At 68.8% G+C, this 19,712-nt stretch carries 11 protein-coding genes; 6 read left to right on the top strand and 5 right to left on the bottom strand.

Features of this window, described 5'->3' with window-relative positions:
• The first annotated feature begins 211 nt into the window (after window positions 1–211).
• Both KL771_RS12320 and KL771_RS12315 read left to right on the top strand, forming a co-directional pair.
• Window positions 212–877, top strand: a complete 666-nt coding sequence (locus KL771_RS12320) for a phosphoribosyltransferase (RefSeq protein ID WP_261968847.1) — start codon at window positions 212–214, stop codon at window positions 875–877.
• Window positions 878–1,165: 288 nt separating this feature from the next.
• Window positions 1,166–3,190 carry an ATP-dependent nuclease gene (locus KL771_RS12315; RefSeq protein ID WP_261968846.1) on the top strand — a complete coding sequence of 675 codons (2,025 nt, stop codon included), beginning with the start codon at window positions 1,166–1,168 and terminating at the stop codon, window positions 3,188–3,190.
• 24 nt (window positions 3,191–3,214) lie between these two features.
• On the opposite strand, the gene phnN is transcribed toward KL771_RS12315, so the two are convergent.
• The 3 genes from phnN to KL771_RS12300 all read right to left on the bottom strand — a co-directional run bounded on the left by phnN (window position 3,215) and on the right by KL771_RS12300 (window position 7,567).
• A complete protein-coding gene (gene phnN / locus KL771_RS12310; protein ID WP_261968932.1) occupies window positions 3,215–3,817 on the bottom strand; it encodes a phosphonate metabolism protein/1,5-bisphosphokinase (PRPP-forming) PhnN in 603 nt (200 codons plus the stop codon).
• A gap of 127 nt (window positions 3,818–3,944) precedes the next feature.
• Window positions 3,945–4,868 (bottom strand): DMT family transporter, encoded by a 924-nt coding sequence (locus tag KL771_RS12305; RefSeq protein WP_261968845.1) that lies wholly within the window; start codon window positions 4,866–4,868, stop codon window positions 3,945–3,947.
• A 395-nt stretch (window positions 4,869–5,263) separates the two neighbouring features.
• Window positions 5,264–7,567, bottom strand: a complete 2,304-nt coding sequence (locus KL771_RS12300) for a xanthine dehydrogenase family protein molybdopterin-binding subunit (RefSeq protein ID WP_261968844.1) — start codon at window positions 7,565–7,567, stop codon at window positions 5,264–5,266.
• Between the two features lie 195 nt (window positions 7,568–7,762).
• Between KL771_RS12300 and KL771_RS12295 the strand changes: the two genes are divergently transcribed.
• Window positions 7,763–12,970 (top strand): alpha-2-macroglobulin family protein, encoded by a 5,208-nt coding sequence (locus tag KL771_RS12295; RefSeq protein ID WP_261968843.1) that lies wholly within the window; start codon window positions 7,763–7,765, stop codon window positions 12,968–12,970.
• 201 nt (window positions 12,971–13,171) lie between these two features.
• Window positions 13,172–15,370, top strand: coding sequence for a penicillin-binding protein 1C (gene pbpC / locus KL771_RS12290; protein WP_390866623.1), 2,199 nt, complete (start codon window positions 13,172–13,174; stop codon window positions 15,368–15,370).
• 253 nt (window positions 15,371–15,623) lie between these two features.
• On the opposite strand, the gene KL771_RS12285 is transcribed toward pbpC, so the two are convergent.
• Complete coding sequence (locus KL771_RS12285) at window positions 15,624–15,929, bottom strand: hypothetical protein (protein ID WP_261968842.1); 306 nt, start codon at window positions 15,927–15,929, stop codon at window positions 15,624–15,626.
• On the opposite strand from KL771_RS12285, the gene KL771_RS12280 reads away from it, so the two are divergent.
• Together KL771_RS12280 and KL771_RS12275 are read left to right on the top strand one after the other, a co-directional pair.
• A complete protein-coding gene (locus KL771_RS12280) occupies window positions 15,912–17,801 on the top strand; it encodes a capsular polysaccharide export protein, LipB/KpsS family (RefSeq protein ID WP_261968841.1) in 1,890 nt (629 codons plus the stop codon). The two genes, KL771_RS12285 and KL771_RS12280, sit on opposite strands and share 18 nt — an antisense overlap.
• A gap of 51 nt (window positions 17,802–17,852) precedes the next feature.
• Window positions 17,853–18,779: a hypothetical protein gene (locus KL771_RS12275; protein ID WP_261968840.1), complete on the top strand. Its 927-nt coding sequence runs from the start codon at window positions 17,853–17,855 to the stop codon at window positions 18,777–18,779.
• A 66-nt stretch (window positions 18,780–18,845) separates the two neighbouring features.
• Here KL771_RS12275 and KL771_RS12270 read toward each other — a convergent pair whose 3' ends face one another.
• Complete coding sequence (locus KL771_RS12270) at window positions 18,846–19,649, bottom strand: ion transporter (protein WP_261968839.1); 804 nt, start codon at window positions 19,647–19,649, stop codon at window positions 18,846–18,848.
• Between the last annotated feature and the right edge of the window lie 63 nt (window positions 19,650–19,712).

Below are 19,712 nucleotides of genomic sequence, written 5' to 3'. Positions count from 1 at the left end.
ATTTGATAAAATGCATAGAATGAATGCAGTGTCATGTCTGCTGTGTGTTGGTTGCCTCATGGATGGGCAGTCGTCGGAGGCAGGCTCGCCGCGCTTGCTCCGTCGCCCGGCGCCCTGCGGGATTGGCCGGATGCTGACCGGCCCGGAAATACGGCATGATCGGCGTGCCGACGGTGCAAGCGCGGCGCCGCGACAGGAGAGGGCCGGCGAAATGTTTCTGAACCGGAGTGAGGCCGGACGGCGGCTGGCGGCGGTCCTGGCCGACGAGGCGGCGGGGCGGCCCGTGGTCCTGGCCCTGCCGAGGGGCGGCGTGCCGGTGGCGGCGCCGGTCGCCCGGTCCCTGAAGGCGCCGCTCGGTCTCGTCCTCGTGCGCAAGATCGGGGCACCCGGCAATCCGGAACTGGCCATCGGCGCCGTGGCGGAGGCCGCGGGATCGGGTTCGGTCGTCACGGCCCGCAACGAGCCGCTGATCGCGGCGCTCGGCGTTGACGAGGCGGCCTTCGCGGCCTTGCGCGCGGCCAAGGTCGATGAGCTCAGGGACCGCCACGCGCGCTATTCGAGCGGAAGGGCGGCCGTCGATCTGGCCGGCCGGACGGTCATTCTGGTCGACGACGGCATCGCGACCGGTGCCACCGTGCGGGCGGCGCTGAGCGCGCTGGCGCAGTCCGGTGCGACGCGCGTCGTGCTGGCCGCACCGATCGCGGCGCCGGAGGCCGCCGCGGCCCTTCGCCCCCTGGTCGATCGGCTGGCGATTCTCGCCGAGCCCGCTGAGTTTTCCGCCGTCGGCCAGGGCTATGCCGAGTTCGAGCCGGTCGAAGACGAGAAAATGATGGCTATCCTCGATGCCGCTGACATATCGGGACGCTCCCGGGTTTGACGAAAAGAGCGGCGTTCCGTAGAGATGCCGCGGCAGGCCAAGTCGCTGCGGCGGAGATGGCGTAGCCTCGGTCGGCGGGGCCGGTTGGGCTGCTGTCGCCGACTGTCCTGCCGATCGCCGCGCCGGAGGGCGCCGCGAAGACCAGGACGGTGACTTCCGCCCGCGCGGGCTAAGGTCGGTCCGACCGACACGAAGGACGTTCGCTCGATGGGCAGGCTTGTTTTAAAGCGGTTTCGCGTTACCAACTTCAGGAATATTGACGACAGCGGCTGGATTCCGGTCGATCGCGTGGCTGCGTTCGTCGGCCGCAACGAGTCGGGCAAGACCACACTTCTGAAAGCCCTGCACAAGTTCAATCCGGGCATCGAGGATCCGTACCGGCCGCAGCGCGAGTTCCCGCGCGAGCGCTTCATGCGCGATTTCCGCAAGCCGGGCGAATGGCCGGTCTGCGCGGTCGAGTTCGAGCTGTCGCCGACATTTCGGGTGGAGCTGTCGCAGCGCCTGAACGTCTCGCCGCCGACGCTGGTGATCTGCACGCGCTACTACGACGGCGCCATGAAGTGCAGCTATCAGGCCTCGATCTCCGACCAGCCGATTCCGACGACCGAACTGGCCATGGCGCTCGATACCTTCGCCAAGGCCGCGCGCCGGCTGGTGACGCCGTCCTTCGATCGCGAGATGCAGACGCAGCAGCTACGGACGGAATTGTCGGCCTGGGCGGTCGCCAAGAAGGACATTTTGGTTCCGATCCGGGATCTGAAGTCGGAACCGGGTATTGCGATTCTGAATCAGCTCCGGGCGGAAGCCAACCTGAAGATGAACCCGCTGGCGAGCGACATCGTCTCCCAGTTGATCAACAGCATCGACGATATTCTCGGCAAGGCCTCGAGCCGGCCCGTGCAGAGCCAGTTGGAAGCCGCCATCATCGCCGAACTGCCGGTGTTCATCTATTTCGAGAATTACGGCATCCTGGAAAGCGCCATCTATCTGCCGCGCTTCCTGGAGGACTTCGCCAAGCATCCGAACGAGCCGCGCACCCGCACCATCCATGCGCTGTTCAAGCATGTCGGCCTCAATCCGCAGGAGATCTCCGAACTCGGCGGCGGCGAGGCGGCGCTGGCACGCAATCGCGGCGACCGGGTCACGGACGAGATGATCCGGCGCGACCAGGAGCGCAAGGAACTGCGGTCCCTGAAGCTGAACTCGGCCTCGCTCAGCATCACCGACGGCTTCGCCGACTGGTTTGGCCAGCGGCGCTACCGCATCCGTTACGACGCCGACGGCGACTATTTCCGCATCTGGGTGTCCGACGACAAGCGCCCGGGCGTCGAGATCGAACTGGAGTCCCGTTCGAAAGGGTTCCAGTGGTTCTTCTCCTTCTATCTGGTGTTCCTGTTCGAATCCGACGAGGGCCACAAGAACGCCGTTCTCCTGCTCGACGAGCCGGGTCTCAACCTGCATCCGACCGCCCAGCAGAAGTTGATCTCGTTCTTCGACAAGCTTTCGGAGAACAACACGCTCCTGTACTCGACCCATTCTCCGTTCCTGATCGATCCGAAGAACCTGCATCGCGTGTCGCCGGTGTTCGAAGACGAGACCGGGCATTCTCGGGTGGTGTCCGACGGCTGGCCGGCGGACCGGGAAACGACCTTCGCGCTGCAGGCCGCCGCCGGCTACAATGTCATGCAGGCTCTGTTCAGGGCGCCCAAGAATGTGCTGGTCGAAGACATCGGCCACCACATCTATCTGCAAATTCTCGCCGTGCTGTGCCGCGCGGCCGGTTTCGACGCGATCCCCGAGGATGTCCAGGTCACGGCCTGCGGCGGTACGCGCCTGATGGCGCCGATCTCGGCGCTTTTCTCCACGGCCGAGACCCAGACGCTGGTGCTGCTCGACGACGGCGAGGGCGCCCGGCGGCGGATCCCGCTCAACGCGTCCGCCTTGCTCCAGCATGCCGGCAGCGGCGTGCTGACCGTCTCCGAGGCGATCGGGGCGACGCATGTCGATATCGAGGATGTCTTCGGCGAAGGCGTAATCGTGCCGATGGTCGCCGAACTGCTCGGCCAGGACTTCGTGCTCGAAGATGCCGACCGGCGCCAGGGCGCCCTGGTCGACCAGATCGTCGCGGCGGCGACCCGCCAGCAGATCCAGTTGCCCGACGGCTGGCGGGCCGATGTCGCGCGCCGGGTCGCCTATGTCTGGCAGACGCGCTGGCCGGAGGAGATCCCGCCGGAGGTGCTGGAGCGGGCGCAAGTGCTGTTTCGCGCCATCAATGCCCGGCTGGGCATCGACCTGTTCAATCTCGTGCTCTGAACGGGTCCGGCTCCGGGCGCGCGGTCAGCGCGTCGCGGTCGCGAGGTCGCCGATCACGTCGGCCAGCCGCTGCGCGCCGTCGTCCGGATCGCCGACATTCTGGATCACCACCAGTGACGGCACCGCCGGCAGCGCCTCGCTCGATCGGGCCAGGCGCTCCGCGATCGCGGCGCCGCTTTCCCGGCCGCGCGCGGCGATCCGAGCGGCCAGCACCTCGGGCGGCGCGGTGACGAAGACCACCGTCACCCGGGCATAGCGGGCGAGCGCGTCGGCGACCACGCGGCGCGAGACATTGGCGACCACGACGCGGCCTTCTCCGATCGCCTCGTCGATGGACCGCGGCAGCGCATAGCCCAGGCCATGGGCGCGCCACCACAGGGCGGCGCGGTCGAGCCGGACCAGGATGTCGAATTCGGCCTCGTCGAGCGTGTCGTTGTCCTCGGTCGCATCGGGCGGCCGGGTCACGATCCGGCGCGGAAAGACGACGCGCTCGTCGCCGGCGAGCAGCGCGCGCGCGCCGGCGATCAGCGTGTCCTTGCCGGCACCCGACGGCCCGACGACGAGCACCAGGGCACCCGGACCGATGCGGGCCGGGGCCCGGTCGTTGGCGGGTGGCGGGATGGTCATGGCCACGGCGGCCGTATCCTCCGGCATCGAATCGCGCCTCCGGTTTAGCACTCCGCGGACGGGCGGGGCAGTCCGGCGAAGCAGACCGCGACGACAGGGCGATGACGGTCGGGTCGCGGATGCGCGCTCAGGCGCCGCCCGGCAGGCCGGGCTTGCGGATCTCCTCCGGCGAGCGGCCGAGCGCCCTCTCGCGCAGTACGATGAACACGCCCGCGCCGATCACGATGACCGAGCCGATCACGACGCTGATCCCGGGGACCTCGCCGAACAGCCAGGCGCCGTAGATCACGGCCCACAGCATGGAGGAATATTCGAGCGGCGCGACCAGCGAGGCATGCGCATAGCGGTAGCTCTGCGTCATCAGGAGCTGCCCGATGCCGCCGAACAGCCCCGATGCGATCAGGCAGGCCAGATCGAAGGCGGATGGCCGGACCCAGCCGAACGGAATCGTCGCGAAGGAGAACAGCGTGCAGCCGAGGGAAAAGTAGATCACGATCGCGCCGGTCTTCTCGGTCATGGTCAGGCGGCGCACCTGGGTGCCGGCGAGGGCGGTGAACACGGTCGAGATCAGCGCCAGCATGGCGCCGAAGGCGGCACCGTCGCTGAAGATGTGGCTGAGGTCGCCGAGATGGGGCGCCAGCATGACCAGCACGCCGCCGAAGCCGACCACCACGGCGGTCCAGCGGTAGATGCGCACCTGTTCGCCGAGCAGGACCGCGGCCAGCGCGACCGTCAGCAGCGGCGCGCCGTAGCTGATCGCCAGCGCGTCGGCGACCGGCAGCAGCTGCAGGGCTCCGAACCACAGGAACATTGAGGTGACGCCGTAGAGCGAGCGGACCATGTGGCCGACCGGCCGCTCGGTGAACAGGAGCGGACCCAGCGGTCCCTGGAAGCGCAGGTAGATCAGGACCGGGATCAGCGCGAAGAAGGAGCGGAAAAACACGATCTCGCCCGGCGGCACGCGGTCCGCGACCAGCTTGATCGAGATCAGCATGCCGGCGAAGACCAGCGTCGAGACGAGCTTGAACGTGATTCCAAGGAGCGGGTTCATCGGGCGGGCACATCCGGGCCGGTCTCGACCGGTCTTCTCGTTCGGGGCGCTGAGGCCGTGGGGGCAGGCGAGGTCGGACGGCGCAGGCGCTGCATCCGTGGCACTGCGGATTGTGCGACAAATTCGCAGCCGGCGCGAGTGCCCTGCGGACATGGCCGCATCCCGCCGTGACGCATGTTCCGTTCCCGAATCGGCGGCCGGCGCGATAGGCGCGTGCTCCGGACGGCCATGACGGCGGCAATGGCGTGGCGCCTGCGGTCGCCCGGACCCCGGATAGGACGAAGGCCGCGTTCGCCGCGGCCCCCGTGCAGATCGGCAGATTGTCCGTTCGTCCGGTCGACCGGATGCGAGCGGAGCCCGGCGGGACCCGCCGGTTTCGATCGAACCCCGCCGGCTCAGCCGGCGGCGCGGATCGCCTCCCAGACCTTGAGCGGCGTCAGTGGCATGTCGACATGGCGGATGCCGTAGGCGCGCCAGAGGGCGTCGTTGACCGCATTGGCCACCGCCGGCGTGGCGCCGATCGTGCCGGCCTCGCCGGCGCCCTTGATGCCGAGCATGTTGGTGGTCGACGGGATGTTGCGGGTCTGGAAGGCGATCGAGGGCACGTCGTCGGCGCGCGGCATGCCGTAGTCCATGAACGAGGCGGTCAGCAGCTGGCCGGATTCGTCGTAGACCGTGTTCTCGATCAGAGCCTGGCCGAGCCCCTGCACGACGCCGCCATGGACCTGGCCGGCGAGCAGGAGCGGGTTCACGGTGACGCCGAAATCGTCGACGATCGTGTAGCCGAGCACGTCCGTCTTGCCGGTCTCCGGGTCGATCTCGACCTCGCAGACATGGGTGCCGTTGGGATAGGTGCATTCGTCCTGGACGAACCTGCCGTAGCCCTTGCGGCTGTCCTCGTCGGGCGCGGCGCGGGCCACGTCGGCGAGCGAGATCGAGCGGTCGGTGCCGACGATGCGGACCGCGCCGTCGACCAGTTCGAGGTCGCCCGCCGAAGTCTCCAGCTCGGTCGCCGCCAGTTCCTTGATCTTCTCGACCAGCACCTTGGCGGCGATGTCGACCGAGGCCGCGCCGAGCGGGATCGAGCGCGAGCCGCCGGTGCCGCCGCCATTGGCGACGAGGTCGGTATCGCCCTGCACGGTCTTCACCTTAGCGATGTCGATGCCGAGATAGCCGGCGATGATCTGACCATAGGCGGTGGCGTGGCCCTGGCCGTTGGTCTGGGTGCCGATGAACAGCGTGACGCCGCCGTCCGGATTGAGGACGACATTGGCCTCCTCGCTGCCCGGGAAGGCGCAGGCCTCGATATAGGTGGCGAAGCCGATGCCGCGGATCTTGCCGGCCGCCTTCGAGGCGGCGAGGCGGGCCGGGAAGCCCGCATAGTCCGCAGCCGCGAGTCCGGCGTCCATATGGCCGGCGAAGTCGCCGGTATCGTAGCTGCGGCCGGTGGCGGTGGTGTAGGGCAGGGCGGCGACGAAGTTGCGCCGCCGGAATTCCTCCGGCGTGAGCCCCAGATCGTGCGCGGCGACATCCATCAGCCGTTCGATCAGGTAGGCGGCCTCCGGGCGGCCGGCGCCCCGATAGGCATCAACCGGCAGGGTGTTGGTGTAGACGCCCCTGACCGACACGGCGAGGGCCGGGATGTCGTAGAGCCCGGTCGACATGGTCACGCCGACCCAGGGGATGAAGGGGCCGTACTGGTTGAGATAGGCGCCCATATTGGCGGTCAGGTCGACCCGGTAGCCGATGATGCGGCCATCCGCGTCGAGCGCCAGTTCGCCGGTCGTGATGTTGTCGCGGCCCTGCGCGTCGCCGATGAAATGCTCGGTCCGGTCGCCGACCCACTTGACCGGGCGGCCGAGCCGCTTGGCGGCGACCAGCACCAGCGGATACTCGCTGAACACGAAGGTCTTGATGCCGAAGCCGCCGCCCACGTCGGGGGTGATCACGCGCAGCTGCGACGGGGCGATCTTCAGCACCGGCCGGGCGAGCGCATCGCGCATGCCGTGGCCGCCCTGGGTGCCGGCGATCAGGGTGTAGCGGTCGGTGTCGGCGTCGTATTCGCCGATCGCCGCCCGGGTCTCCATGTAGTTGACCACCAGGCGGTTGTTGACCACCTCAAGCTTCACGGTCCGGGCGGCGGCCGCGAAGGCGGCGTCGGTCTTGTCCTGGTCGCCGAGTAAATAGTCGAAGGCCAGATTGGTGCCCTTCTCGGGCCAGACCACCGGCGTCGCCGGATCGAGCGCGGTGCGGGTCTCGACGGCGACCTCGAGCGGCACATAGTCGACATCGATCGCCTCGGCGGCGCTGCGGGCCGCCTCGACCGTGTCGGCGACTACGAAGGCGATCGGGTCGCCGACATGGCGCACCGTCGTCAGATTGAGCACCGGCCGCGGCGGCACCCACGGGAACTTGCCGTCGACCTGGCGGACCAGCCCGCGGCAGGGGATGTGGCCGAGGTCTTCGACATCCTCGCCGGTCAGGACGAGATGCACGCCGGGCGCCTCGCGGGCATCGTCCACGCCCGACAGCGTGAAGCGGGCATGCGCCATCTGGGCGCGCAGGACATAGCCGTAGAGCGTGCCGGCCGGGGTGATGTCGGAGGTGTAGCGGCCACGGCCGGTAACGAAATGCGGATCCTCGATGCGCTGGGCGGAGGCCCCCAGGCCGAACTTGGCCGGCGCTTTCATCTCGGTCATGGAATCCTCGTGGGCTGATTTCGGTGGCGGAGCCTTGCGGCCAATCTAGCCTTCCAAACCCCGCCCCGCCAGTCTGCGACGACACAGATCCGCCTTGCATTGCGGGCCTTTGCGGAGCCTGCCCGGGCGGCCCGCCGACGCAATCCTGGGGAAACAATCCGGGCCTACTAAGTCGGCATTCACGGGAGATGCGCCATGTCGTCCATTCTGCGCGCCGCAATCGCCGCCTTCGCGCTCGTCCTTCTCGCCCTGTCGCCGGCAGCCGCCGAGAAGTCCCTCCAGCGGGAAGACTTGGCCAGTGCCGCGACCCGGCTCGAGGCCAAGTTCAAGAAGACCGCCAAGCCTGCCGGAACCAGTCTCGACAAGGCCAGGAAGGACGGCGACGCCGCGCTGGCCGCGGGCGACTACGACAAGGCGCTCGAAGCCTTCTCGGCCGCCGTCATCCTGGATCCGAAGGACTGGTCGGTCTGGAACCGTTACGCCATCGCGGCCGCGCGGGTTGCCCGGCCGAACTACAGCGACCGCTACCAGATCCGCGCCGATGCCGCCGCTGCGGCCTATGCGGCTTACCAGCGCTCCGCCGCCAAGCCCGACGAGGCCGCGGCGCTTGCGACGCTGGGCCTGGCCGAGACCGCACAGGAGAACTGGCGCTACGCCATCAACGCCTATGCGGAGAGCCTGAAGCTGGTCGAAGTCGCCAATGTGCGCGCCCAGCACACGGCGCTGCGCGACAAATACGGCTTCCGCTTCGACACCGCCTCGGTCGACAACAACGCCGCCCAGCCGCGCGCCTGCTTCGAGTTCACCGAGGAGCTGCAGCGCAACACCGACTATTCGCCCTATGTCGCCGTGACCGGCATGGCCAATCCGGCCGTCACCGCCTCGGGTCGCCAGATCTGCATCGACGGGCTCGAACACGGCAAGCGCTACGGCATCGTCATCCGCGCCGGCCTGCCGTCCGCGATCGCCGGCGAAGATCTTCTGAAGACGGTCGACTACACCACCTACGTCAAGGACCGCGCCCCGCAGGTGCGCTTCACCGGGCGCAACTACGTCCTGCCGCGCACCGGCCAGGAGGGTCTGCCGGTCGTCACCGTCAACACCAAGTCGGTCGAGATCGAAATCTTCCGGATCGGCGACCGTTCGATCGTGCCGACGCTGCGCGACGAGAACTTCCTCAAGGCGCTCGACAAGTATCAGACCGACAAGATCGCCGACGAGAAGGGCCTGCGCGTCTGGAAGGGCTCGCTCGATGTCGCGATGGACATCAACAAGGACGTGGTCACCGCCTTCCCGGTCCTGGAAGCCGTCGGCAAGCTCGAGGCCGGCATCTATGTGATGTCGGCGGTCGCGGCCGGCGCCAAGGTCGAGGAATACGACAATCGCGCGACGCAGTGGTTCCTGGTTTCCGATCTCGGCCTGACCGCCATGACCGGCCAGTCCGGCGCCACCGTGATGGTGCGCTCGCTCGCCTCCGCCGAGCCGCTCGCGGGCGTCGACGTCAAGCTGGTCGCCAAGAACAACGAGGTGCTCGGCACCGCCAAGACCGACGCCAAGGGCCTCGCCGGCTTCGCGCCCGGCCTGACCCGCGGCACCGGCGGTACGGCACCCGGCCTGGTCGTCGCGACCGATGCCAAAGGCGACTACGGCTTTCTCGACCTGACCGGCCAGGCCTTCGACCTGACCGACCGCGGCGTCGGCGGCCGCGATGCGCCGTCCGGGCTCGACGCCTTCCTGTTCACCGAGCGCGGCGTCTACCGCTCCGGCGAGACCGTCCACCTGACCGCGCTGCTGCGCGACACCAAGGGCACCGCCGCCGCCGGCGTGCCGCTGACCATCGTCGCCAAGCGCCCCGACGGCGTCGAGTATCGCCGTGTGGTGGTCGACGACCAGGGCGAGGGCGGCCGTTCCCTGTCGCTGACGCTGAACTCGGGGCTGCCGACCGGCACCTGGCGGCTGGAGGCCTTCGCCGATCCGAAGCGCCCGCCGATCGGCGAGGTCACCTTCCTGGTCGAAGACTATGTCGCCGAGCGCATCGAGCTCAAGCTGACGCCCGCCGCCGAGCGTCTGCGCGCCGGCGAACCGGCCCGGATCGCGGTGGAGGCCCGCCAGCTCTATGGAGCGGCCGGTGCCGATCTGGAGGTCAGCGGAGAGATCTCCGTCGATCTCGCCAAGAAGACCACCGTGCCCGGGCTCGAGGGTTGGGTCATCGGCCTCGACGACGAGAGCTTCGAGGCGGTCACCCAGGACCTGCAGGATCCGGCAACCACCGACGAGAACGGCAAGGCCGACGTCACCGTGCCGATGCCGCGCTACAAGACCAGCCGGCCGGTCGAGGCTAAGGTCACGCTGCGCGTCAACGAATCCGGCGGTCGGGCCGTGACCCGCTCGGTGACGCTGCCGATCCTGCCGGAGGGCAATGTGCTCGCGGTGCGCAAGCGCTTCGAGGACAGCGCCCTCAACGAAGGTTCGGTCGCCGAATTCGAGATCGCCTATGCATCGCCGGACGGCGAGCGGCGCGCCCGCAAGGGCGTGGCCTGGGAACTGTCCCGCGTCCACAAGCGCTACCAGTGGTACAACAGCGAAGGCCGCTGGGACTACGAGGCCGTGACCTCGACCTCGCGCGTCTCCAACGGCCGCACCGACATCGCCGCGGCCGAGCCGGCACGCCTCGCCGTTCCGGTCGACTGGGGCACCTACCGCCTCGACCTGACCGACGACACCGGCGCCCACACCTCGGTTTCCTTCTCGGTCGGCTGGGGCGGCTCGGACAAGCCCGACACGCCGGACGTGCTCGACGTGAAGCTCGACAAGTCGGCCTATCGCGCCGGCGACGAGATGAAGGTCCGCGTCACGCCGCGCTTCGACGGCAAGGCGACGATCGCGATCGTGGCCGACGGCGTCGTCGACACCCATGTGGTCGATGCCGTGAAGGCGGGCACCACCGTCTCCATCCCGGTCAAGGCCGAATGGGGCGCGGGCGCCTATGTGGTCGGCTTCGCCCATCGCCCGCTCGATGTCGCCGCCCACCGCATGCCCGGCCGTGCCATCGGCGTCTCCTGGTTCGGCATCGACCAGGACCGGCGCACGATCGGCGTCAGCCTCGGCACGCAGGCGCTGCAGCGTCCGCGCGGACCGCTGACCATCCCGGTCAAGCTCGCCGGCCTGGCACCGGGCGAAACCGCCAACGTGGTCGTCTCCGCGGTCGATCTCGGCATCCTCAACCTGACCCGCTACGAGACGCCGAACCCGGAGAAGTTCTATTTCGGCCAGCGCCAGCTCGGCGTCGAGCTGCGCGATCTCTACGGCTACCTGATCGACGGCATGCAGGGCGTGCGCGGCACGATCCGCTCCGGCGGCGACTCGGTCGCCGAGAGCGGCGCCGATGTCCCGCGCGACCTGCCGCTCGCCCGCTATTCGGGCGTCGTCAAGGTCGGCGCCGACGGCACCGCCACCGTCACCTTCGACCTGCCGGCCTTCAACGGCACGGTCCGGGTCGCGGCCATCGCCTGGTCCAAGGGCCGCGTCGGCCATGCCCAGGCGGATGTCGTGGTGCGCGATCCGGTCGTCGTCCAGGCGACGCTGCCGCGCTTCCTGACGCTCGGCGACCGCTCGCGCTTCCACATGGCGATCGACAATGTCGAGGCGCCGGCCGGCGACTATACGGTCGATGTCGACATCCACGGCCCGGTCGTGATCCCGGCCGACAGCCTGCGCTCGACGATTGCCCTGAAGAAGAACGGGCGCAGCGAACTGACCATTCCGGTGACGGCGGCCGGCGTCGGCACCGCGGTGATCGACGTGAAGTTCTCCGGCCAGGGTCTCGACCTGAACCAGCAGCTGGTCCTCAGGGTGCAGCCCGGCGTCCCGGCGGTCTATCGCCGCACCGTGCAGCCGCTCGCCGCCAATGGCGGGTCGGTGACGATCGGTCCGGACCTCGTCTCCGACTTCGTCGCCGGCACCGGCGTCGTCTCCCTGTCGGTCGCCCCGGTCGGCGCCTTCGACGTGCCCGCGCTCCTCAAGGCGCTCGACCGCTACCCCTACGGCTGCTCCGAGCAATTGGTCAGCCGCGCCATGCCGCTCCTCTACGTCAATAAGCTCGCCCGCGAGGAGCAGCTGGCGCTCGACGAGAAGATCGACCAGCGCATCCGCGACACCGTCGACAAGGTTCTGGCGCGCCAGGACTCGAGCGGCACGTTCGGTCTCTGGTCGGTCGGCGGCGAGAATGTCTGGCTCGATGCCTTCGTCACCGACTTCCTGACCCGGGCGCGGGAGCGCGGCTTCGAGGTGCCCAAGGTGGCCTTCGAACTGGCCCTCGACCATCTGCGCAACGTCATCGCCAACATGGAGGATCCCTCGGCCGAGAACGCGCCGGAGATCGCCTATGCGGCCTATGTCCTGGCCCGCAACGGCCGTCCGGTGATCGGCGACCTGCGCTATCTGGCCGATCAGAAGCTGGACGTGTTCCAGACGCCGCTGTCCCGGGCCCAGCTCGGCGCGGCCCTGGCGATGCTCGGCGACCGCGGTCGCGCCCAGCCGATCTTCCTCTCGGCCATGGACCGGCTCGTCGCCATCAAGGCCGAGCGCAACTACCGCCACGACTACGGTTCCGCGCTGCGCGACGGTGCCGGCATCATGGCCATGATGGCCGAGAGCGGCTTCGGCCAGCCGACCTTCCAGCGGGCCTCGCTGGTGGTCGATGAGGTGCGCACGCGGCAGTCCTATACCTCGACCCAGGAGAATGCCTGGATGGTGATCGCTGCCCACGCCATGCTCAAGGATGCCGAGCGCCTGACCCTGTCGGTCAACGGCACCGCGCATCAGGGAGCGCTCTACCGGTCGTTCCGCGGGCTCGCCCTGACCGACGGTCCGGTCACCGTCGCCAATACCTCGTCGGCGCCGGCGCAGCTGGTGGTGACGGCGTCCGGCCATCCGATCCAGCCCGAGCCGGCCGTCTCCAACGGCTATGCGATCGAGCGGACCTACTACAAGCTCGACGGCACCAAGGCGGATCCGTCCAAGGTGCGGCAGACCGACCGGCTGGTGGTTGTACTGAAGGTCACCGAGGCCTCGGCCCAGGCGGCCGACCTGCTGCTGGTCGACCATCTGCCGGCCGGCTTCGAGATCGACAACCCGAAGCTGGTCGACGGCAGCGACACCGACAAGTTCTCCTGGCTGGAGAGCTCGGTCGAGCCGACCCACACGGAATACCGTGACGACCGCTTCGTCGCGGCCTTCGACCGGACCGCGAGCCAGTCGGCCTTCTTCCACGTTGCCTACATCGTGCGCGCCGTGGCGCCCGGAACCTACATGCATCCGCCGGCGGTGGTGGAGGACATGTACCGGCCCGAGCGGTTCGGTCGCACCGGCTTCGGCACCGTCGAGGTGCAGCCGAAGCGCTGAATGAGGGCAGGGGCGCGGCACCGGCTTCGGCCGGCGGCGCGCCCGCCTCGATGTCCGGGCCGCCGCTGAGGCGGGTCGGAAGAGGTGGCGGCTCCTGCGGCGGCGGAGCGCGCAAGCGCGGCGCCGGCGGGCCCGTCTGGGCCGCCACCTCCCTTCCCGCGATCGCCGATCGCCTTTTCGCATCTGTGAACCGAGCCAGGGATGATGAGAACCGTGTTTCCTCAGGGCGATGGACAGGCCAGGTCTCGCCGCGCGGACCGGGACCGGCCCGCCGCGGGAACCGATGCCGCGGCTCCGGCCCGCGGCCGGCTCAGAGGCTTCGCCGCCCTGCTGGTCGGTGTCGGCATGGTCGGCATCGCGGCGGTCGGCGGCGCGCTCGCCGGTGCGCGCGCCTTCATGGACGGGCTCGGCCCGCTCGATCTCACCGCCGCCGAACACCGCTCGACCATCGTGGTCGACCGCGACGGCCGGCTGCTGCGCCCCTTCGTGACCGTCGACGGCCGCTGGCGCCTGCCCCTCGACCCCTCGGACGTCGATGCGGACTATCTGAAACTGCTCTACGCCTACGAAGACGACCGCTTCCGCCAGCATGGCGGCGTCGACTGGCGCGCCATGGGGCGGGCCGTGGTCCAGTTCGCCACGTCCGGCCGCGTCGTCTCCGGGGCCTCGACGCTGACCATGCAGGTCGCCCGGCTGATCGAGCCGCGCGACGAGCGCAACGTCGCCGCCAAGCTGCGCCAGATCGCGCGCGCGTCCGAGCTGGAGCGGCGCTTCAGCAAGGACCAGATCCTCGCGATCTATCTGCGGCTCGCGCCCGAGGGCGGCAACATCGAGGGCATCCGGGCGGCGAGCTACGCCTATTTCGGCAAGGAACCGCGCCGCCTCAGCCATGCCGAGGCCGCGCTCCTGGTCGCGCTGCCGCAGTCGCCCGAACTGCGCCGCCCCGACCGCCGCCCGGATCTCGCCCGCCGCGCCCGCGACCGGGTGCTCGACCGGGCGCTCGCCAAGGGCGTGCTGACCGCTGCGGAAGTGGCCCGGGCGAAGGCGGAGCCGGTGCCGACCGGCCGCCAGCCCTTCCCGGTGCATGCGCCGCATCTCTCCGAGCAGCTGGTCGCCGAGCGTCCCGAGGAGCGGGTCCACCGGACCACCATCGACGCGCGCCTGCAGACCAGCCTGGAGGCGCTGGCCAGTGCGCGCGTGCAGAGCCTCGGGCCGAAGGTCTCGGTGGCGATTGTGGTCGTCGACAACGCCACCGGCGAGGTCCATGCCCATGTTGGCGGCGCCGACTATTTCGCGACCGAACGGGCCGGCTCGGTCGACCTTGCCCGCGCGTTCCGTTCGCCCGGTTCGGCCCTGAAACCGTTCATCTACGCGCTCGCCTTCGAAAACGGCATCGCCCATCCGGAAACCGTGCTGGAGGACCGGCCGGCCCGCTACGGGGCCTGGGCACCGGAGAATTTCGACCAGTCCTTCCACGGCACGGTGACGGCGCGCCGGGCCCTGCAGAATTCGCTCAACGTGCCGGCGGTGGAACTGCTCGGCGCGGTCGGACCGGCGCGGTTGATCGCCCGGCTGAAATCGGCCGGTGCCGAGATCGAGATGCCGCGCGAGGCCGCGCCCGGTCTCGCCGTCGGTCTCGGCGGCCTCGGCATCCGCCTCGTCGACGCCGCGCGGCTCTACACGGCCTTCGCGCGCGGCGGCGAGACCATTCCGCTGACCTGGCGGCGCGACGAGCCCGGTCCGGAGACACAGCGCAACCGCTTCGTCGACCCGGTCTCGGCCTGGTATGTCGCCGACATCCTGAAGGGGGCGCCGCCGCCGACCAACGGGACGCAGGGTCTGATCGCCTTCAAGACGGGCACCTCCTACGGCTATCGGGATGCCTGGGCGGTCGGCTTCGACAAGCGCTGGACCATCGCGGTCTGGGTCGGCCGACCGGACGGCGCGCCGGTGGTCGGTCTGGTCGGACGCCTGGTCGCCGCGCCGATCCTGTTCGATGCCTATGCGCGCATCGGCACGCCCCCGGAAACGGTTCCGCAGCCGCGGGACACCCTCGTGGCGACCAGTACGACCCTGCCGCCGCCGCTGCGCCATCTGCGCCGGGATATCCCGAAGACCGTGTCGGCGGCCACCGAGGCGGCTCTGGCGATCTCGTTTCCGCCGGACGGCGCCCGGATCGACCTCGGCCTTGCCCGGTTCGGGCCCGAGGTCGCCGGACCGCTCGCCCTGAAGGCGCTCGGCGGCGTGCCGCCGCTGGTCTGGATGGTCAACGGCGTGCCGGTGACGACCGCTGATTCGCGCCGGACGGCCTTCTGGCAGCCGGACGGGGCGGGATACAGTCAGGTCTCCGTCATCGACGCGCGCGGGTCGACGGCCAGTGTCCGTGTTCGCCTCGACTGATGACTGCCAGGATCCCGTACCTTCCGGTCATGGTCCTGAATCCGCCCGCTTTCTCGGTTGGCATCCATCCGAGGCCGTCCTATAACGACCTTGCCTTGAATAGGTCCGGTGCGACCTGCGTTGCGCCCCGGGGAAATGTAAACGAACAACGCTTCGATTGACTGAGGCAATGGATCTATTCAAGTTTATCCGCCGGATCAAACGTTGGGTTGTGGGTCGCGACGGCGACGATACCTTGCCGCACTGGTATGATTCAAAACTCCGGCCCGGCCCGGAAGCGGGTGAACTGCCAGTATTTTTGTATATGCCATGGATACCAGAACATGGCGATGCTCTTGTCACGAAGATCGCGCGGGGTGGTGGCGTTCGTTTCCATCCGCTCGACATCGTCCGGGATAGCGAAGACGTTCGCGCACGCCTCAATGTCCTTGTCTATGCGCAAGACAATCCGGAGAAATACCGCCGCCTCGTGATGAGGAAACTCGCGCCTCTTGCCGGTTCGGTTGCGGGCTTCGTCGTCTCGTTCGACTGGCATCCGGTGATGCGTGAAATCGTACATTGCTGCCGGGTGCTGAAAATACCGACCATTCTGGTTCCGCACGAGTCGGTCTTCATCGACGAGGAGCGCTACTACGTGGCGCGTAGCGGTGCGAATATGCCGGCAACCGACCATGTGCTCGCCTGGGGGCAGATGCAGCAGCGCATCTTTCTCGAGCGCGGCTATCGTCCGGACCGGCTTCTGGTGACCGGGTCACCGAAATTCGACATCTTCCACCGCTATCAGCCGACGCTCGATCGCGAGGCCTATGCGTCGATTTTCGCGCTCGATCCATCCCTGCCGATCGTCCTCTTCGCCGGCCAGCCGCTCGACAGTCAGGTCGACAGTCAGGACTACGCGCTCGACCGTCAGTCGCAGGCGATCGAAGACCTGCTCGACGTGGCGCGCGAACTCGACGTGCAGGTGATCATCCGCCAGCCGCCGGCGAAACGCACCATCATCGACCAGAAGACTCGTCTCAAGATCGAAACCTCGGTCGATTTTGCCATCGACGGTCCGGTCAAGTTCCTGGTGTCGCCGGAAGAAGCGCTCTACCACGCCGCGGCGGTGCTTTCGGTCAACTCGACCATGCTGTTCGAGGCCGTCCTGATGGGCCGCCCGTCCATCTCGATGCCGTATTTCAAGTTCGAGCAGATCTGGCAGAAGCTCGACATCGCGCGGGCGCCCGACAAGGACACGCTGCGACGCCTGCTCGCCGAGGCGCTGGCCAAGGGCAAGCCGATGGTCTCCGATCAGGGTATGGGCTGGGCCCGGCGCGAACTGGCGGCGGGCGCGTTCGACGGCGGCGCGGCGGCGCGCGTCTGCGCCGAAATGGTTCGGATCGCGGCTCTGCCGCGGCGCGAAGCCATGCGGCCCGGCATTCCGGAGGAACTGGTCGAAGGCCACACCAGCGGCGCGATCGCGCTCCTATCCAACGAGGCGCTCCCGGCCCGTTGGACGCCGCCGCTGCGGCGGCTGTTCGGCTTCAAGGCGCTGAGCCTGCCGAGGGAGATGCGCAAGGCGGCCGGCGCCGACTACGGCATGCGGATCGACCAGCGCTTCCAGACGGTCGATCCCTACTATCAGTCGGTGCGGCGCCTGCTCGGCCGCCCGGAACTGTTCGTCGATCACGGTTTCGTGGCCTCCGGGACGCCGAAGGCCGTCGCCTCGCTGATCTGCGACGATCGCGCCTCCTACTACGATGCCACGCGCGAATCGCGTCTGGTCGCCCGTCTCAACGGCGAGATGGCTCTCGGTCCGGCCGAGCGGGATCGGGTCGCGGCGCTGCTGCCGCGGCTGTCCGTCGGTCCCGAGCCGCTCCGGACCAGCGCGCGGCGCATCCTGGTGGTCGATCAGGCGCTGAACGATCGCGCCGTCGCCCTGGGCGGCGCCTCCGTCGACAGCTTCGCGACCATGTTGAAGGTCGCCCTGGAGGCCGACCCATCGGCTGAAATCGGCGTCATGGCGCCCGCCGCGATCGGCAGCCTGCCGCCGGCGCCGATCCTCACACCGGAACGGATCGCCGAGATCGCCGGCTCGCGCAAGGTCACCATGCTGGCGGCACCGGAGCGCTCGGGACTGCCCGCCGGCTGGGACGTGGTCCACGTGGTCACCGCCGATGTCGGCCTGATCGCGGCTCTCGGCGGCGCCGAGGTGGTCTGCCACGGCACGCCCTTCTATGCCGGCTGGGGCTTCACCACGGATCGGCGCGCGGTGCCGTTCCGGCGTCGCGCCCGGACGGCCGAAGAGGTCTTCCACGTTGCGTGGATCGTGAGCAGCCGCTATTTCGACCCGCGAACCGGGGAGCCCTGCGCGCTCGAGACCCTGTTGCCGCCCACCTCGGCCGGACCGTCGGCCCCGGCGGCGGCGACGGCTCGCACCGCTGTGCCCTGAACGGTTCTGGTCCGGCCAAGCGCGATCGGGGCTCAGGAGCGGGGACTGTCCTTGCAGATCATCTTCCATATCGGTGCGCCGAAGACGGCCACGACCTCGCTCCAGCATGCCTTGAAGCCGGCGCGGTCGCGACTGGCCCAGCAGGGCATCGCCTATGTGCCGACCGGCAAGCTGCGCAATTCGGATTTCGGCGAGGCCCTGCGCGACGAGACGCCGTCCTTTTTCCGCCGCCGGGTCTCGCGCAAGGCCGTCGACGACTTCGTGCGCACCTGGTCCCAGCCGGGCACCGACCGGATGCTGGTCAGCGAGGAAGGCTTCTCGATCTACCTGCTGCATCCGCGCCGCAAGGGCGGCGACTGGGCGTCGCAAGCCGGCCGGACCTTCAAGATCCTGCGCAACTTCGATGCCTACGACTTCCGGGTCGTACTGACCGTGCGCCGCCAGGACAGCTACCTGCTGTCCTGCTATGCGCATCTGGTTCGGCACGGCCGCATCGGCCTGCCGTTCGAGGAATGGTGGCCGAAGGAGGTCGACCTCTCGCTGATGTCCTGGCGCCGCTATATCGAGGCGCTGAACGCCGAATACGGCGCCAAGCGGGTGACCGTGCTGCCCTACGAGCGCATCCGCGACGGCTTCGGCGGCTATTATCGGAACTTCATCGCCGAGGCCTGCCGGGTGCCGGAGGCGAGCGTCGCCGACATGGAGCCGGAGGAGAACGAACTCAATCCCGCGCTGTCCGACCCGGCCATGCAGATCGCCCTGATCGTCAATCGCCACACCCGGAAACAGGTCACGGCGATTGAACGCAAGGACCTGATCAAGGAGATGAAGCGGGTCCTGCCGCCGCAGATCTTCCCGAAATATGCTCCCGACATCAAAGACCTGCGCGAGGCCACCGCGCGCATCTTCGCCGACGAGAACCGCTACGTGAACGAGCATCTGCTCGCCGCCCCGCATCCGGGCTTCCTGTTCGGCTGACCGCGTCGGACTTCGGCCGACGCGGCATGGCGCCGGCGGACTAGGTTCCGCGTCGGCTGGCGGCCGTCAGTGCGGCGACGGACCGAGGCGGGCCTCCAGCGCGTCGATCTGGGCACGCAGCGCGCGCAGTTCGGCCAGGATCGGGTCCTCGCGCGCCCGGCGCGCCGCCGCCTCGGCTTCGGCCATGACGGCATCATGTTCGCTCTGCATGGCGTTGACGACGACGCCGATGAAGAGATTGAGCGCGATGAAGGCGCTGACCAGGATGAAGGGGATGAAGAACAGCCAGGACAGCGGATGGCTCGCCATGATCGGCCGCACCACCTCGCTCGACCAGCCGTCCAGCGTCATGATCTGGAACAGGGTGTAGAGCGAGGCGCCGAGCGTGCCGAAGGCTTCCTGGTGGTCGGCACCGAACATCTTGGTGGTCATGACCGCGCCGACATAGAAGATCAGCACCAGGAGCAGCACGATCGAGCCCATGCCGGGCAGCGCGCCGAGCAGCGCCCCGACCACCCGCTTCAGCGACGGCACTGCCGTGATCAGCCGCAGCACGCGCAGGATGCGCAGGGCGCGCAGGATCGAGAAGGGCCCCGAAGACGGCAGGACCGCGACAGCCACGACCACCAGGTCGAACACGCTCCAGGGATCGCGAAAGAAGGTCAGGCGACGCACGACGAGGCGCAGCGCGAGTTCGACGACGAAAACGGCCAGGATCGCGCGATCCAGCGCCAAAAGCGCGGGGCCGATCGCATCCATCACGGTCGGGCTGGTCTCCAGGCCGAGCGAAATGGCGTTGATCAGGATCAGGACGAGGATCGCGCGCTCCAGGCGCGGATCGGCGAGGAACCCTTCGAGGCGGGCGGGCAAGGTCGACTCCGGCGGCGGTTGCGTCAGGAAGCTGACTTTTAGGTAACGTCGCCCGCCCGCGCC

It is taken from the genome of Prosthecodimorpha staleyi (assembly GCF_018729455.1).
Lineage (GTDB): Bacteria > Pseudomonadota > Alphaproteobacteria > Rhizobiales > Ancalomicrobiaceae > Prosthecodimorpha > Prosthecodimorpha staleyi.
The sequence above is the reverse complement of the archived record's forward strand: the minus strand, read 5'-3'. Positions and strand labels throughout refer to the sequence as shown.